Genomic DNA, 17,117 nt, shown 5'->3' with positions numbered 1-17,117 from the left:
ACCCTATTTCTCGATACTAACACTCACATGAGGCAACTCAATATGTAGTTGGACCTTCGCCTTCAAGGCTGCAAAAACCCGCATTAGAGTGTCGATGGTAACATTGCCTGCATTACTTTCCAGTCGGGAGATCTGCGCCTTCTGAACGCCAATCAATTTCCCAAGTTCCTCTTGGGTGAGCTGCCGTTCCAGACGCGTCTGCTTGATGGCTTTGCCAACCAGGTCGATTTGCAAGTTATATTCAAATTTATCGCGGGCAGGCGTGCCAATTTTGCCAATCATTTCGTCCTGGACTTCATCAAGTGTGAAAGTTTTCATCTTTATTCCGGTTAGTTTCTGGATCATTGTTACCCCGCTTTAAAAGTACAGATAGTTTCGTTACAAAGAAACTGTCATCTCATTTTTTTTACAATTTTCTAAATTTTTGCAACGGTTCAAGAAGCAGTCGGGCGTCCACCATGATTGAGTGAATGGATCTTTTCATAACTTACTATTTAGTAACAAACCTAATTCGACCTATGGAAAACATCTTCCTCGCTGAAACATCTGAGAAATTAATCAGTCGCATCAACAAATTAACGCCGACCACCCAATCGCTTTGGGGGAAAATGAATGCACCTCAGATGCTGGCCCACTTGAATGTGGCATATGAAATGGCATTTGAGGATAAGCACCAAAAACCCAATGCATTCATGAGATTGATTTTGAAGCTGTTTGTAAAAGATACTGTTTGCGGTGACAAGCCTTATAAAAAGAATGGCCAGACTGCACCAGCATTTTTGATCACAACACCGAGGGACTTTGAAACCGAAAAAAGCCGACTCATTGGTTACCTCATAAAATCTGTCGAACTGGGCCCTGCTTATTTCGATGGTAAGGAATCACTTTCATTTGGGAAACTTACGGTAGCTGAATGGAATGTAATGTTTAACAAACATCTCGAACATCACCTGACCCAATTTGGCGTTTAACGAGATTTAATAAATAAATTCAATGGTATATGCCTGGGATAGAGGCAAATCAGCCTTGACACTGACCTTTTCCGGATATCCATTCGCGAAATATTCGTAGGTATAATTAATGTGAAACGGTACGCCATCAGGTCCGATCCGGGTTTCGCGGACAATGTTGTTGGGGCTGAAAGCACTGACAGACATTTGCCCCTGCCAGTCTATGCCCATTTTAAAGAACGGATTGGGATGATCATCGTAATCAAACTTAACTAGCCCGCTTTTTCCGTTTTGGTCATAAATAGTACCCAGGCTCTCCCTGATATTGTGTTGTGCATCCCTGCTGAAAACCGCATGATAATTAATTTGCGGAGCACTTTTCTTGGTTTGAGATTCTCTGATCACAAAGCCATTTCCATCGAAAGTATAATCCTTGTAGCTGATTTGTGGGTAAGTGAAGTATTCTTCAACAATGTTTCTTACCGAATCATTGGCAGCGGGGCTGAATTTAAGATTATAAGTAGGCTTGAAATCGGTAGAAACCCAACCACCTTCCGGCGAAACAAAGGCGGACACCATTTCAAAAGATTCTGGGATACCCGCATTTCTTTTGAAGCTTCCTGTACCATAATGAGCAGGAACAGCGAAAGTCGCATACCTTTTTTCCTGACTAAAGTAATCGCCTTCGTAAATGTATTCGGCCAGCAAACGTCCGTTGTAAAGCAGTTTCCGAAGTTTGACGTCCACACTTACCCTGCCAAATGGGGCCTGCTGTTTATCGAGAAATGAGAGATCAGGATCTGCATCTTTCTCGTTTTTACAAGCAAGAAAGGATATGACTGCAAACAGGTAGAGTAATTTTTTCACAGCCAGCCGGTTAAAATAATTCATAGGTAAGATATAAATATAAAATGATATACGAAAGGTTACAAGATTGCATTTTACTTCTCCATTACGCCCACAATCTCCTTCAAAATCCTTTCTAACTCAGGTTTTTTCGCTTCAACATCTGCCATATTTTCAAAATACGTCATACGCCTGTCTTTGTAAGTTCCTTCCAATAACGGTGACTTGATATCGACAATGGCGATGTGGTGGAATATCAAATGCACCTTGTTCGTCATGCGCGGATTGAAGGTCAGGAAGTCTGCAGAGGTGTAATAGCTGGGCGCATTCCATTTTACACGTTCTGAAATTTCGGGGTGTACATTTTTAATAATGATCCGTAATGCCTCTATTTCAGCTTTTAACGGATGGTCCAGATGGTCCATGAAAATTGAAACCTGCTCGGCGTCAGTGAGTTTCGGTGCGCGCGTTTTAGGGACGGATTTATTCTTTTGCTCGGCCATGGTGGTTTTTTGAGGTAAATTGCTTTAACCTAATGTTGTGTCTGATAAGTAAAGAAGAGCCAGTGTTTATTTTTAATCCTGAATGCAGTTTTTAACCTTATTAAAACTAAATGAAAAACATGAAATCAAGACTCCGGCTAAGAAAGACATTTTCTTTGATATTCACTTTCCTAATGATTACCCAAATGAGCATGGCGCAGACCAAAGAAGAAACAGAAGTTGCAAAAGCAGTTGAATCATTAAAGGCGCTGCTTGTCGAACCTACCCAAAAAGGATTAGAAGAAATTTCTTCGAAAGACCTAAGTTACGGCCATTCCAACGGTTTGGTAGAAGACCAAAAAACGTTCGTGGAGTCGCTGATGAGCCTGAAATATGACTTTGTGACAATGGATCTTACCGAACAAACTATTAAGGTCATCGGCAATTCTGCCATCGTTCGGCATATTTTGACAGCAAAAACGAATGACGCCGGGAAAGGGCCGGGAACTGCCAACATCAAGGTTCTGCAGGTTTGGCAAAAGCAGGGTAGCAAATGGGTTTTAATTGCCCGCCAGGCTGTCAAAATTGTTGCATGATTGTAAAAACGGTCGGCCCGACTAGCGGGCCGACTTTAATTCAATTGCTGATAGGAAAGGAGAATTAACGAATTGTGAGTTGTTGGGAAAAGGCCGGGTTATATTTTTCTTTTTTTGAATCGTGCCCAAGTCTGCTATTGTTCCATCTGAAGTACGTGAGAAAAAGCAGAATGATAAGAAGTAACGACTGCAAAAGGAAATACTTGGATTTTACGAGTCTCATATTTTCAACGGGCTAGGTCATCGGTATCAAATGTAGAAATAGCTATGTAAAATGAAGAAATAATGGCATTTCAAAAACATTCCAATTTGTTATAACGCTGACAATGAAACCCTTAATTGGTAAAACGGATCAATAAAGATTTTGGTTAGATAGAGCCTACCACATCTTTCAGATCCGCTTCCTCGGGAAGATTAAGCTTTTTACGCAGCCGGTGGCGGATTACCCTTACACTCTGAACAGAAATGCCCAGTGTACTGGCCATTTCCTTATAGCTGAGATTTAGTTTTGCCAATGCCATAAAACGGATCTCCGCCGGGGTAAGTCCTGGCAGTTTTTCTTTCAGGCGTGACAAATATCCTTTGTGAATTTTTTCAAAAAGGCCGCGGAAATACTCCCACTGATCATCCGTTAAAATCGTAATTCTCTGCAGTTCCTGAACCGCATCATCATTAGGACTAATGCCATATCGGGTACTAAGTTCTTCCACGAGCTGATTCTTTTCGGAAATACTGCGGGTGAATTCTTCCAGCTGAATGCCGGCAAAAGCAAGTTCTTGTTCCGCTCTTTTCAACTGATCGTTTACAATACGCTCTTTTTCACGGGCCTTGTAGTAATAGGTTTTGTAAAAATAGAGCGCTACAAATATGAGCAGTACAATTAAGATCAGGAGGATGTTTCTTTCCAGCGTTTTGATTTGCCTTTCGGCCCACATGTGTTCCATGTCTGCCCGATGTTCCTGCAATTTTGACCTTTCGGTAGCCCGGAGCATTTGGATTGAATTGAATTCTTTGGCAAATGTGTCTCGCATTTTATTTGCCGAATCCAAATACACATTTGTAAGCGCTATGTTTCCCTGAGCGGCATACACTTTACCATACACTTGGAAAAGCTGCTCTAATGGTTTCAATATCCTTGACCGCTGCACAAATTCCCGGGCTTTTTTCATCGCAGATTCAGAATCCGGAAGCCTGTTTTGTCTGAAATAAATATCGCTCAGCAAGGTCATCGATCTGGCTGCCTGATCAAAGTCGGAAATAATAACGGCTTGGTGAGTATTTCCCAATAGCAGCGGTATTGCTTTTTCATAATCTCCTCTTAAATATGCCGTCTGCCCCAGGTCTCCCTGAGCAATGCCTTTCCACACGTCGTAGTCACCGATTCCAACGTTATGCAGTATCTTATTGAAGTAATAATCCGCTGAGTCAAGCATTCCTTCTTTGACATAACTTAGCCCTATTGTGTTCATGGCAGTGTTATGTACGCCACGATGTTCAAAAATCACTTCTGCATTCAATGCTTGCCTTGAATAATTGATGGCGTTCTTATAGTCTGCAAAGAAATAATACGCTTCACCCATTTGCGCCAGGGTTACTGATTTTTCAGGGAATTCTTTTCCAGTCGTTTTTTGAAGCAAAGGGTAAATTTTGAAATACTCTTCAAAACCCTTTTCATAATTTTTGGTCACATACCAGTAGTAATGCCTGAGCAGAATCCTTGCGCGTATTTGTATTTGAAGATTGTCTTCCTTTTCGGCCTTTGAAATAAGCCGGCTGATTTCCATCAGCACTTTTCGTCTTGGGATACTTAATATTTCAGCGGTGAGGAGGGCGTGAATATAATCGGCTTCAAGTATTAAGTCATCATCTCCGGCCTTTTCGGCGACAGTTTTGAGTCGTGCAATCGATTGAAAAGCCGATGCAGTGTCGGTTCCGAGTACGTTTAAGGTAATGTAAGTCCTGATTTGCTGATAACGTGCCGCGTGCGGTTTGTTGATCCAATTATCAAATTGCGCTTGTCCCGTGTGGCAGAGCAGGGTCAGAAAGGTAAAAATTAAAATAGGATGCCTCTGAACGAGTCTCTTCATTTGAGCAAAAAGAAGGGGATACGAAATTAGATAATGATATGAAAAAGGAAAGTTACACTAAAACCGGATTCAAAAAAATGGCGGTCATTTCTGACCGCCCGCAACCCACAACAAAGAGTGGCACAGCATTAATCTGCGATTACATGATTGTAGTCCTTGACTAATCTAAGGTTTACAAAAAACCCGTATTTGTGTTCATCCATCACATTATTTTACGGAAAACAGCAAAGTAATTTGCTTGCAAAGTCATTTCTGATGCTCTGCCCGGCCGGACCTTGGCGGAGCGGCTGATTCCTGTAATATGATGAAAGAGGTTGCCGACACTAAGCTAATATAAAACCGGACTATCGTCAAAGCATGAAGGAATCCATGACCACATTTATTTGCTTTGAAAAGGTGTGATCCTTTCAGGTTAGGGAGAAATTTCCTGTCTCATCAAGATTCTCAAGCTTGATAAAATGACAGACATAACCTGCCGATCGCAACGTGGCCTGGATTAAACTAAAATCCGATAATTCTGAGGTGAGTGTGAGCAGGTATTCCTGAAAATCGTAAGCCCAGTGTTTAACATTTAATTGCTTCAGGCAGTCATGTAATTTCTGAAAGGACTTATTATTTTTGATGCGCGTCCGAAATGAAATCTTGTATGTTTTGCTCATTGTTTTAATCTGAAAATAATAGGTAATCAAAAGCCTGGGGTACCGTTCGATTCATGCGCCGTAACATTTTCTGAATACAACACTTATTGATAACAGCTACAAATAAGCAGTCGAAATTGTTGCAAACCACCTAAAATAAAAAAAAGCTTCGCAATGCTGGGCGCAATTTGCAAAGCTTTTCTGATATTGTTTTTATTATAATATTAAGAAAATATTAGATTTAATAAATCTAGCCGAATTTATCGCTAACAGGTTCAGTCCCAGTTTATTTCCAAAAAATTAATCCAGTTGCGCCACATTATTTGCTCAATATCTTCCTTGGAATAGCCACGACCTGCAAGTAATGTAGTGATGCTTTGAAGATCAGCAATCGAATCCAGATCTCCAGGAGACTGTTCCTTTCCGTATGCACCGTCAAGGTCAGAACCGATCCCTACATGATTTGCATTGCCTGCTAGCTGACAAATGTGATCGATATGATTTACGATATGTTCAATTTTTAGTCCGGTGCTTTCAGGTGTCGACTTACCTCGGATCCAGCCTGGAATCATCATCCACGCATCAAACGCCATTCCGATTACCGCATTTCTTTCCAATAAGACTTTAATCATTTCATCGGAAAACTGACGGTTATGCGGCGTAATCGCCCGTGCCAGATTGTGGCTCGCCCAAACTGGCCCTTTGAAAATATCCAATGCTTCCCAGAATGCGGTATCGCACAAATGTGTTGCGTCCAGGATCATGTCCAAAGCATCCATTTCCGTGAGAAGGTCTTTGCCTTTCTGCGTTAATGGCGCGTCGGAATCAGTTCCGTAGGCGTAGACCCCAGGCCCATAATGCGCCGGTCCGATCGCCCGCAGACCATATCCGTATGCGATTTCAAGGTTGTTGAGGCTGATCAAAGAGTCCGCACCTTCCAGGCTCAGAATATATCCAATGGGCAAATTTTCAGTCGAATCAGCGGTTTGCCAGAGGTGCATGTGGTATTGCAAAGCGGCAAGATTAGTGATCTGTACCATTTCGCCCGCATCCTCCATGGCTTTGTACCAGGCAATCTGTGCTTGTGTTTGTGCCCAGGCCTGAGCCTGCGAATGCCAGCCGGGGATTTGACTATCTGGCTTTACGAACCTGGCTATTTGCGTAGCAACGCACATTCCAATTTTACCTTTTCGCATCTCAGGAAAACTTACAACTCCTTTACCACGGTCGGGCTTGTCAGTCATACCTTTTTCGCGTTCACGAATCGCCATGAGATCTTGTGTCAGATCGCGGTTCCATTCCACAGCATTCATGGAAAGGTCCAGGTGGGCATCAAATAGGAACATTGATGATCGATTAAGAATTTAAGTTAGATTGTGATTCTCCGGCTGCGAGCTGTAATTTTCCATTCGGCAACGATATTGCCATTCTCGATGACGGTTGCAAAGTCGTGCAAGGCAACGGTGGGACAAACGTGGTAGGGTATCGCATAAAGAACATGCCCGATCTCAATAGAATCCCAGATGTCGCTGGATACTTCCAAAACACCATGTTCTTCGCTCTGGCTCAATACCGTATATCCATGAAGGTTCAACAATTTCAATCGATTTTCAATTGGATTTTCTGCTGCGATCGCTTTGTGCCCGAGATCAATAGTCACCATTCCGTGTGTCGGCTTGGAAATCACGCGAGTTAAGATTACCGCTGCATGTTCAAAAGGTTGTCCATCGAAACGGTCGCCGTATCCCCAGTCCCAAAGCACATTGGTACCAGGGCTCAGGTAAACATTTGGCCGCATGGCATGAACTGTGAAAGATGGCGATCCTCCGGCAATAACCATTGGTTCACTTCCGATGTCGTTTCTCACTAAATCGAATAGTGGAAGTACCTTGTCAAATGCTTCATCCACGGCCAATTTTCTCTCGGTAAATTCCCCATTTCGAATGTGACCGTCATATACATGGATGCCCGTAACCGTTACATGCGACAATCCGGTCAGATTTCTGTAAAGAGAAAGTATGGTTTCGTCCGTAATGTGCCCTGATCGGTTCATGCCATTGTTAACATCCAAAAATACTGTAGATATCATGCCATTATCCAACGACGCGGCATTTAAGTCGCTGGCGGATTTCTCGTTATCGATTAGGGAAGAAAAGACGACATAGGGATATATTTCCCTTAATTTGAAAAGGCGGGTAATGTTGGGGCCAACCATCTGGTAGGCAAGCAATATCCATTTCGCACCTGACGCAGCAAGCATTTCGGCTTCGGCAATGGTGGCGCATTTGTATTTGCTTATCCCTTGTTCGAGTTGAATTCTGACGATTTCGGAGGTCTTATGAGTTTTCACATGGGGGATCAGCCGATCGGCGTCACCTGCAATGTTGATCATATTCCGGATATTATTTTCAATGCGTTCTTTGTAAAAGAGCAAAGAGGGCGATATCACCGCCTCCGGATTTTTAAGCTGAAACCAGGGCATAGGTGGAATGTTGAATGGGTGAGTTAATTTTGAATGAGTCAATGAGTGAATTCATTTTATTCACTCATTCACTTTTCTTCCAGCTCAAACATCGCCTCAATTTCTACTGGAATATTGTCGGGTAGAGAACCCATTCCAACGGCGCTTCTGACGCCTATGCCATTTTCTTCACCCCAAATTTTTGAAAACAATTCACTGCATCCGTTGATAATGAACGGGTGTTTTTCAAAGTCAGCCGTGCAATTGACCATTCCTAAAACTTTAATTACACGCTTCACACGGTTAAGGCTCCCGAGATTGGCTTTTAATGTTGCCAGAATAGCAAGTCCAACCTGACGGGCTGCCAACTTTCCCTGGTCGGCATCCATATCTTTTCCGATGCGGCCTTTGATCAATGTACCATCCTCCTGTACAGTACCGTGCCCGGACACGTACACCCAGCGCTTGTCGACAATGAGAAGTGGCTTGTAAACGCCCAACGGCTTTGGCGCGGGAGGTAGGGTAAGCCCAAGTTGGGCAAAGTTTGATTCAGGAGTGTTATCCATCATGTTCGAGAATGTTGGCGTGAGCCAGCGAGATTAGATTGAAAAATTCCGGACAGGCTTTGTGAAAAGTCGTCAACAAGGCGGCAGAATATAGATTTGATTAACTCAGATGAACAAATTTAGCACTAAAACGCCGATCAATCCCATGATAGACACAATTGTTTCCATTACCGACCAGGTAAGCAGCGTGTCTTTAATGCTCAGGTTGAAGTATTCTTTAAATAGCCAGAAGCCACCATCATTAAGGTGAGAGAACATCAAACTTCCTGATCCAATGGCGAGTACTAGCAATTCGGGAGGTACCGCCGAATTCACAAGCAGCGGTGAAAGTATGCCTACCGTCGTTAGGCCAGCAACGGTTGCAGAACCAACGCAAACCCGGATCACGGCAGCAATGCCCCAGCTTAGTAACAAGGGCGAAATGTCAATTCCTTTCAGGCTTTCGGCGATGAAGGTGCTTACGCCACTGGCGGTCATAATTTCTTTGAAGACACCGGCACCCGCAATGATCAGCAGAATAACGGAAACTCCCTTGAACGCTTCTTCCATGGATTTACTAACCTTTTTCATACTCATACCACGAAGAATTCCAAGGACATAAGCCGCAAAAAGAACAGAAACGAGCATTCCGAAGTAGGGTTCTGCAAGCAATCCTATTATTTTATTTGAAGGATAAACGCGTTTGACACCTGACATGGTAGTTAGCAAAAAGACGGGTAGGAGGGCTGTAACCACACTTATTCCCAGTCCGGGAAGTTCGTTGGTAGGTCTGGGTTTTACATTAAAAAGATCTTCATCTGGCTTGGGCTGAAACCTTTTTAATGTCCTTCCGAAAAGGGGCCCGGCAACTGCGATGGCAGGAAGGGAGACAATGATCCCGTAAAAAAGTGTTTTTCCAAGATCTGCATTTAATTGGCTGGCTATGGCTGCTGGGGAGGGGTGCGGCGGCAGATATCCATGCGCAACCGATAAAGCAGACAGCATAGGGACTCCTACATATAGAAGCGGGAGGCGCGCTGTTGCACTGATCATGAATATGAGCGGGATTACAATGACAAAACCTGCATTATAAAACAATGGAATTCCAATAATGAAACCAGCGAGCGCCATTCCCCATTGAATATATTTTTGACCAAAAAGTCCGATTAGTGCATCCGTAATTCGTTGGGCGGCACCGCTATCTGCCACCATTTTACCCAACATTGCCCCAAAACCTACAATTAATACCAGGTCGCCAAGCGTTCCTCCGACGCCTTTCTGAATCGCTTTACTTACCGTTTCCACATCCAGACCGCTAGCCAAACCAAGTCCGATTGATACGAGCAGGAAGGAAATGAACGTGTCAATTTTTAGCCAGGCAATGAGGACAATGAGGGTAAGAATGGCGATAAATGTTAGTAATAAGGGCATAGGTGATTTGGTGAAAAAGTAAGCTTAACGTTATAAGCTGGAAGGAACAAAAATTTAATGATGCATGCGAATTTAGTTTTCCATGGCCGGTTTTTGCGTTAAAAGTCGCGATATCACACACATATGCGCCGAATGCAAAATAGGACTCAGTATAGTTTGTTAGAGTGCTTTAAAATCGCGAAATTTGACCTTTTGTTACTGATAATATTGTACTAATTTTTTGGGTAGTTGAATAATTTCAATCTCTCGCTTAACAATTTCTGATTCTTTTCTAACACTTTATGGCAGAATCTTCTGGTGAAAATATAATCCCAATTAATATTGAGGATGAAATGCGCGGTGCGTACATCGATTACTCGATGTCAGTTATTATTTCCCGCGCTTTACCCGACGTTCGCGATGGTTTGAAACCTGTACACAGACGCGTGCTTTATGGAATGTCGGACCTTGGCGTTAACTACAACAGGTCCCATAAAAAATCCGCTCGTATAGTAGGGGAGGTTTTGGGTAAATATCACCCGCATGGTGATGCTTCGGTTTACAATACGATGGTCCGTATGGCCCAGCCGTGGTCATTGCGATATCCGCTCGTCGACGGACAAGGTAACTTTGGTTCTGTTGACGGTGACAATCCGGCGGCGATGCGGTACACCGAAGCAAGACTGAAAAGAATTGCGGACGAATTGCTTAATGATCTGGGAAAAGATACCGTCGATTTCCAGCCGAACTTTGACGATTCGCTAAGCGAGCCAACCGTTCTTCCCGCGAAATTCCCCAATTTACTAGTAAATGGCTCTTCAGGAATTGCGGTAGGTATGGCCACAAACATGGCCCCGCACAATCTAACAGAGGTTGTAAACGGTGTTCTGGCTTACATTGATGACAATGAGATTACAATCCCGCAATTGATGGAGCACGTAAAGGCGCCAGATTTTCCGACGGGTGGAATAATCTATGGATACCAGGGCGTGAGGTCTGCAATGGAAACCGGTCGCGGTAGCATTATCATGCGTTCCAAAACGAATTTTGAAGTTTCCAAAACAGGCCGGGAACAGATAATAGTTACCGAAATACCTTACATGACCAATAAGGCGGCAATGATTGAACGCATTGCCGGTTTGATTAATGATAAAAAGCTGGATGGTATCTCGGACATCCGTGATGAATCGGATAGGGATGGTATGCGGATCGTTTTTGACCTCAAAAAAGATGCGATCCCTAACATTGTACTGAACCACCTTTTCAAATACACCCCACTACAATCTTCTTTTGGTGTAAACAATGTGGCACTTGTGAAAGGCAGGCCAGTCATGTTGAATTTGAAAGACCTTATTAAACATTATGTAGATCACCGGATTGTAGTCATTACCCGCAGGACTGAGTATGAACTCCGGGAAGCAGAAAAACGCGCACACATTCTGGAAGGGTTGCTGATCGCATTGGATAATCTGGATGCCGTAATCTCACTGATCCGTAATGCACGTGATCCGGAAACGGCGAAAACAGGTCTGATCGAGCAATTCGCGTTATCCGAAATTCAGGCGAAAGCGATCCTTGAATTAAGGTTGCAACGTTTGACAGGTCTTGAAAGAGACAAGATTATCAAGGAATATGAGGAAATCATGGTATTGATTACCGATTTAAGGGATATCCTCGCCAATGAATTCCGGAAGTATGACATCATTAAGACGGAGTTGACGGAGATTCGTGATAGATATGGTGATGAGCGCAGGACTGTAATTGAATTTGCAGCTGAACAGTTTAGCGATGAGGATATGATCGCGGATGACGAAATGCTAATTACCATTTCGAACGAAGGTTATATTAAAAGAACACCACTAATCGAATATCGCACACAAACAAGGGGTGGGGTAGGCTCACGCGGCGTAAAAACCAAGGATACCGATTTTACGGAGCATTTGTTTTCAGCAACAATGCTGAACTACCTTTTGATTTTCACAGAAAACGGTAAGTTGTTCTGGATGAAGGTTTATGAGGTTCCTGAGGGAAGCAAAACATCCAAAGGTCGCCCGATCCAGAATCTGATCAGTCTGGAAAGCGGAGATTCAATTCGTTCCGTAATTAACGTCAGGACTTTGACAAATGAGGATTATATCAACAATAATTACCTCATAATGTGCACGCAACAGGGCACAATCAAGAAGACTTTGCTGGAAGCTTACTCTCGTCCACGTACGAATGGTATCATTGCAATTTCCATTAACGAGGGTGACCGCCTGCTGAATGTAGCTTTGACCAATGGTGATAATGATATCGTGATTGCTTCAAGTGCAGGTCGCGCGGTTCGCTTCAACGAAAAAGGCGTCAGGCCAATGGGCAGGACGGCAGCCGGGGTTCGAGGCATCAATCTCACCGATCCGGGCAATAAAGTGATCGGAATGGTTTGTATCAACAGAGAAGATGCACAATTGCTGGTAGTATCCGAGAATGGATTTGGAAAGCGTTCAAATATAGATAGTTACCGCATTACCAAACGCGGTGGTAAGGGAGTATCTACCATGAATGCGACCGACAAAGTGGGTAAACTGGTCGCAATCCGCGAAGTTACTGAGCAGGACGATCTGATGATCATCACCAGAAATGGTATTGCGATTAGAATGAGTGTATTGGATATCAGACTTGCAGGACGGAATACGCAGGGTGTGAAATTGATCCGCCTTAACAATTCAGATGAAATAACTTCTGTAACAAGAATTTTGAAAGATCCCGACGAAAAAGCAGAGGAACTGGATGAGGACGGAAATGTGATTATCAAGACAGTTGCAACCGTGATTAGTGGAACGGACGAGGACATTCTGATTACCGATGGATTGGATGAAACGGAGGAGCCGGATGCTGACGAGGATGAGGACATAATCGATGATGAAGAAGATGAAAATGATCCTTTGGATGAGCCAGAGGCATGATTTTTGTAAAAATTATATTAATTGGTTTATATTTAGGACTCTAACAATCAATCACAACCAAAGTAAAAATTTATGAAAAAACTGTTTTTTGCATCTGCCCTCAGCCTTTTCAGCCTTGCGTCATTCGCGCAGGATGCTGCAAAGGAGGACCCTGCTGCTAAGCTATTGGTAGATGGATTCCGGAAAGACAAAGAAAAAAGCGATAAAGATGTCACAGATCCGAAGAGTAGTGCAAAAGCTGCATTTTGGATGGAAAGAGCGAAATTGTATGAAAACATCGCTTCTCAGGCATCACAGGTAGATTCAAGTGCAGCAAAGACTGCATATGAAGCCTATAAAAAAGTTGTTGAACTTGACAAAACCAAAAAAGGGGAGCCAGGCAAGTCTGCCAAGGAAGCCCAAACCAGTTTGGATGGAGGAGAAGGAACAAACCTTTTCAATGCATTTGTGAGACAAGGTGCTGAGAAGTACCAGGCGAAAAACCTCGCAGGAGCATTAGAAATGTTTACCATAGCTCAGGAAATCAACAAAAAAGATACCCTGGCATCGCTATATGGTGGAATTGCAGCTCAGCAGCTTGATAAAAAGGATATTGCAAGAGATCAGTTCGAAAAGTATGCGACTAACGGTGGAAAAGATCCAAGTGTATTCTATGGTTTAGCGCAACTTTACCGTGCTGAAAATAATTTTGATAAAGCCATTGAAACTTTGAATAAGGGATTGACTCAATCACCTAACAATAAGGATCTTAAAGCTGAAATCGTTAACATACTGTTAGCTTCGGGAAAAGAAGATCAGGCCATTAAAGAATTGGAAGCATTGGCAACCGCAGACCCAAAGAATACGCAGAATATGGTTAACCTGGCTATTTTGTATGACAATATGCAAAGGACCGCTGCTGATAGTATAAAGCAGATTAAGGTTAAAATGGGCACGGGAACAAACGCATCTTCCAGCATTACCAAAAATATCGAAAGTGAAAAAGGTAAAATCGAGGTTTATGATGGCGAAGTTAAGCGTATTGGAGCTTTGATCAAGAAGCAGCCTAAAAACGCAGATCTGAAACGCCAGCTTTCGGAGGTTAATGCCAAAAAGAAAGAAAGTCTCGCAGCCATTACTAAAATGCAGGGTGAAATTACCGCTGCTCAGGAAGCTGCGAAAGGAAATGATGTAGCTGGTATGGAAAAAAGCCTGGCGACATTGAAAGCAAAACAGACTGAGGCTAGTGGAAAAGCAATAACCAATTACAAGAAGGTTTTGGAAGTGGATGCGGCTAACTACGATGCACTTTTTAATCTAGGCGTATTCTATTTCAACGAGGCTGTTTTATTGAAAGGTGAAGTTGATAACATGAATATGACTGAATATCAGCAACGTGGTAAAGAAATAGAAGGCCGTGTTTGTGGAAAATTCAAGAAAGCCAAGCCTTACTTCGAAAAAGCAATACAAGCGAAGGATGAAGCCGAAGCGAAAGAAACACTTACAACTGTAAACGGTGTTTTGGAGCAATTTACAAGTAAAGGTGTAGCTTGTGTAGACGAGCCATAATTCGATATTCATGATGAGAAACGGCGCTGGATTTATTTGGCGCCGTTTTTTTGTTTGCGGATGTAATTGCTCATAGGTTTTGGTAGTATTTCGCGGATCGTAGGATTATCCAGCAAACTCTGCAAGCGAACAGGGTCAGGGAAGGGGATTTCCCATTTTTTGGTTTGAAGGAATTTCTTATCACTAGTTTTTAAATACATACAAACGTTCCTGGTTTGTATCACCGACAATCGGTGGTTGCGTCTGATATCATGCATATCCGCGCCAATGCGGGCAGCATGTCCAAAAAATAGCATAACAAAAAATATTAGCGCGACCCAGCGCAAATGATATTGTTTCAAATGTTCGATGGCCCGACAGGCAAACCATGCATTGCTTATAAGACCTAATGTAAAAAGTTCGGTATATCGCGAGGCAACCTCCGTCAGTTCCTGACCACGGCCAAAACCAATAGCCAATGCCTGTAAAAATGACCAGACAAAACATCCGGTCATTACTAAATCGATGCGGGTCATTTTTTTAGGAATTCCAAGGACTGGGATCATCAAGGTGGCAGGTAACCAAAGGATCAAGGCAGCCCATTGGGTACTCATAAACGGCCAGCTTAGAATGTAGCCGGTTGCATTAATAATCTCGAAAATATTTCTTACGCGGTAAATCTGATTCGCTGGAATTTGCGGAATGAGCAGATAGCCCCCAATGGCAATGACTATTAAAGTGATGGAAATCAGAATATTGCGGGATCTGTAATCAGGCTTTTCATACAGGTGAATAATGTAAACGCAGCAGACGGCAATGGGTGTAAGCAATCCTGAGCCCATGGTGAAGACACTCAAAACGCATAGGAAAAGTATCGCAGTGATCGCGTAAACGTTTTCGTGCTTGTAAGCCGCCAGTATAAGCGCGAATAAAGTGAAGAGTATCAAGAAGTAGAACTGACTTTGAAAACCTATCAATAAATTCTCAAATGAGAACGGAAGGGCAAACTGAGCAAGAATAACCGGAATGATAAAAAGTCTGATTTTGGTAGACGAGGTATCCCGAAAGAATAGCCACATCAACAAAGCGGGGATTGCTGATGCAAGTAAAATATTGACGCGCGCTTCGGTGAGATTATTCCATTCGCCAGTGACCAGAAAAATAAGCAGCGATAATATCCGGGTTGGAAATATGCGGTGTTCATTGTGTGGTTGCCAGAGATCCAAGAGTTTTAAACGATTCTCAATCCAAGCACGTAATAGCAAATCTCCTTCGCCGTCCCATTGATCCCAGTACGGTAAAGCGACTGCGTATTTTTCAACGTAATAAAATCGGCACGCAATTACGATCAGGAAGACAGGTAGGGTAAGACTCCATCGTTGAGTATAGCTTAGTTTCATAGCGCGAAGGCCTTGATAATCTATTTAACATAATATAAATTATAGAACAAAAATCTAACATTTGTCTGGGGCTTAGATTTGTGCATATCCGTATAACATTACAGAAATTATCTTTTGTTGAAACCTAAGAGCTTGCAGCTAGACCCAATATGCTTCTATATGGCTGAAAATCAAAAAATTGGATGAATAAAAACTTTTCACAGTTTTATATCATCCAATTTTTATTATGCTTGGTATTGCAGAATCTCTTAGGCAATATCACAAATCTGAACACCCTGTTTCAATGAAGCCAGCGGATCGCGTTTCGGAATAAACTCCTGAGCCACAAATCCTTTGAAGCCTGTTTCCACAATTGCTTTCATGATTGCGGGATAGTATAATTCCTGGCTTTCATCAATTTCGTTCCTACCGGGTACGCCACCTGTATGATAATGGCCAATATACTTATGGTACTGACGAATGTTCGCAATCACGTCGCCCTCCATAATTTGCATGTGATAAATGTCATACAACAATTTGAATTTCTCAGAACCAACCATTTCACAAAGTCCAGCGCCCCAGGCTGTGTGATCGCACATATAGTCTTTGTGATTGACCTTGCTGTTCAATAACTCCATAATTACGGTAACCCCATACTTTTCTGCAGATGGCATTAGTCTACGTAATCCAACGGCGCAGTTGCGCATCCCATCGTAATCCGACATTCCTCTCCGGTTTCCTGAAAAGCAAATGACCGTGGTGTAACCCGCCTCTTTTAATTTTGGAAAAATGTCCTCGTAACTTTTGACCAACTCGTCGTGCAATGCCGGATCATTGAATCCTTTTTCTATTCCCATGCCTGCGCCATTTGGCAAGGCACAAGTCAAGCCATACTTTTTTAGGGTTGGCCAATCTTCCGGTCCAAGCAATTCTACGGATGCAATTCCCATTTGCTTGCATTCCTGAGCGAATGTATCCAATGGAATTTTGCCGTAACACCATTTGCAAACTGAATGGTTAATTTTACCATTCAGCTTGGGACCGAGCACTTTCTTATTGGCAGCAAAAACATCTGACAAAGAAAGAACTCCGGCTGTTCCAGTTGCTATATTTTTTAATGCAGAGCGTCTGTTTGCCATAATTGATTTTGTTAAAGTGATTTCGATTTGGATCTCGTAGCAGAAATCCCATGTAAAAAAGAAGTGATGCCGCTTCCGCAGCATCACTATCTTAAGCCTAATAAACCAT

The 17,117-nt window shown here is 42.8% G+C and carries 15 protein-coding genes; 4 read left to right on the top strand and 11 right to left on the bottom strand.

The features are described from left to right. Positions 1–3 precede the first annotated feature (3 nt). On the bottom strand, positions 4–318 hold the full coding sequence (locus tag FHS68_RS16265; RefSeq protein WP_167271971.1) for a helix-turn-helix domain-containing protein: 315 nt from the start codon (positions 316–318) through the stop codon (positions 4–6). Positions 319–518: 200 nt separating this feature from the next. Here FHS68_RS16265 and FHS68_RS16260 point away from each other — a divergent pair, with 200 nt between their 5' ends. Beyond that, positions 519–971 (top strand): DUF1569 domain-containing protein, encoded by a 453-nt coding sequence (locus FHS68_RS16260; protein ID WP_167271969.1) that lies wholly within the window; start codon positions 519–521, stop codon positions 969–971. A gap of 6 nt (positions 972–977) precedes the next feature. Here FHS68_RS16260 and FHS68_RS16255 read toward each other — a convergent pair whose 3' ends face one another. Both FHS68_RS16255 and FHS68_RS16250 read right to left on the bottom strand, forming a co-directional pair. Beyond that, on the bottom strand, positions 978–1,817 hold the full coding sequence (locus tag FHS68_RS16255; RefSeq protein WP_167271967.1) for a hypothetical protein: 840 nt from the start codon (positions 1,815–1,817) through the stop codon (positions 978–980). 74 nt (positions 1,818–1,891) lie between these two features. Continuing rightward, complete coding sequence (locus FHS68_RS16250) at positions 1,892–2,299, bottom strand: DUF1801 domain-containing protein (RefSeq protein ID WP_167271965.1); 408 nt, start codon at positions 2,297–2,299, stop codon at positions 1,892–1,894. A 119-nt stretch (positions 2,300–2,418) separates the two neighbouring features. Between FHS68_RS16250 and FHS68_RS16245 the strand changes: the two genes are divergently transcribed. After that, positions 2,419–2,874 (top strand): nuclear transport factor 2 family protein, encoded by a 456-nt coding sequence (locus tag FHS68_RS16245; RefSeq protein ID WP_208408330.1) that lies wholly within the window; start codon positions 2,419–2,421, stop codon positions 2,872–2,874. 368 nt (positions 2,875–3,242) lie between these two features. Here FHS68_RS16245 and FHS68_RS16240 read toward each other — a convergent pair whose 3' ends face one another. From FHS68_RS16240 to FHS68_RS16215, 6 genes are all read right to left on the bottom strand, one after another. Beyond that, on the bottom strand, positions 3,243–4,961 hold the full coding sequence (locus FHS68_RS16240; RefSeq protein WP_167271963.1) for a tetratricopeptide repeat protein: 1,719 nt from the start codon (positions 4,959–4,961) through the stop codon (positions 3,243–3,245). A 407-nt stretch (positions 4,962–5,368) separates the two neighbouring features. Next, complete coding sequence (locus FHS68_RS16235; RefSeq protein ID WP_167271961.1) at positions 5,369–5,620, bottom strand: hypothetical protein; 252 nt, start codon at positions 5,618–5,620, stop codon at positions 5,369–5,371. Between the two features lie 254 nt (positions 5,621–5,874). Continuing rightward, positions 5,875–6,945: a dipeptidase gene (locus FHS68_RS16230; protein ID WP_167271959.1), complete on the bottom strand. Its 1,071-nt coding sequence runs from the start codon at positions 6,943–6,945 to the stop codon at positions 5,875–5,877. 23 nt (positions 6,946–6,968) lie between these two features. Continuing rightward, a complete protein-coding gene (locus FHS68_RS16225) occupies positions 6,969–8,081 on the bottom strand; it encodes a D-TA family PLP-dependent enzyme (RefSeq protein ID WP_167271957.1) in 1,113 nt (370 codons plus the stop codon). Positions 8,082–8,149: 68 nt separating this feature from the next. After that, the gene (locus FHS68_RS16220) at positions 8,150–8,626 is read right to left on the bottom strand and encodes a RidA family protein (protein ID WP_167273318.1); all 477 of its coding nucleotides are present in this window, start codon (positions 8,624–8,626) and stop codon (positions 8,150–8,152) included. 105 nt (positions 8,627–8,731) lie between these two features. Beyond that, positions 8,732–10,036, bottom strand: coding sequence for a GntT/GntP/DsdX family permease (locus tag FHS68_RS16215; protein ID WP_167271955.1), 1,305 nt, complete (start codon positions 10,034–10,036; stop codon positions 8,732–8,734). Between the two features lie 281 nt (positions 10,037–10,317). Here FHS68_RS16215 and gyrA point away from each other — a divergent pair, with 281 nt between their 5' ends. Together gyrA and FHS68_RS16205 are read left to right on the top strand one after the other, a co-directional pair. Then, a complete protein-coding gene (gene gyrA, locus FHS68_RS16210) occupies positions 10,318–12,963 on the top strand; it encodes a DNA gyrase subunit A (RefSeq protein ID WP_167271954.1) in 2,646 nt (881 codons plus the stop codon). Between the two features lie 72 nt (positions 12,964–13,035). Beyond that, positions 13,036–14,511, top strand: coding sequence for a tetratricopeptide repeat protein (locus tag FHS68_RS16205; RefSeq protein WP_167271952.1), 1,476 nt, complete (start codon positions 13,036–13,038; stop codon positions 14,509–14,511). A gap of 32 nt (positions 14,512–14,543) precedes the next feature. Here the strand turns inward: FHS68_RS16205 and FHS68_RS16200 are convergent, their stop codons facing one another. Then, positions 14,544–15,890: a hypothetical protein gene (locus FHS68_RS16200; RefSeq protein ID WP_167271950.1), complete on the bottom strand. Its 1,347-nt coding sequence runs from the start codon at positions 15,888–15,890 to the stop codon at positions 14,544–14,546. Between the two features lie 248 nt (positions 15,891–16,138). Next, positions 16,139–17,008 (bottom strand): hydroxypyruvate isomerase family protein, encoded by an 870-nt coding sequence (locus FHS68_RS16195; RefSeq protein WP_167271948.1) that lies wholly within the window; start codon positions 17,006–17,008, stop codon positions 16,139–16,141. Positions 17,009–17,117: the final 109 nt, after the last annotated feature.

It is taken from the genome of Dyadobacter arcticus (assembly GCF_011762185.1).
In the GTDB taxonomy this organism is placed as follows: domain Bacteria; phylum Bacteroidota; class Bacteroidia; order Cytophagales; family Spirosomataceae; genus Dyadobacter; species Dyadobacter arcticus.
Note: the sequence above shows the minus strand (reverse complement) of the source record. Positions and strands in the feature narration are given on the sequence as shown.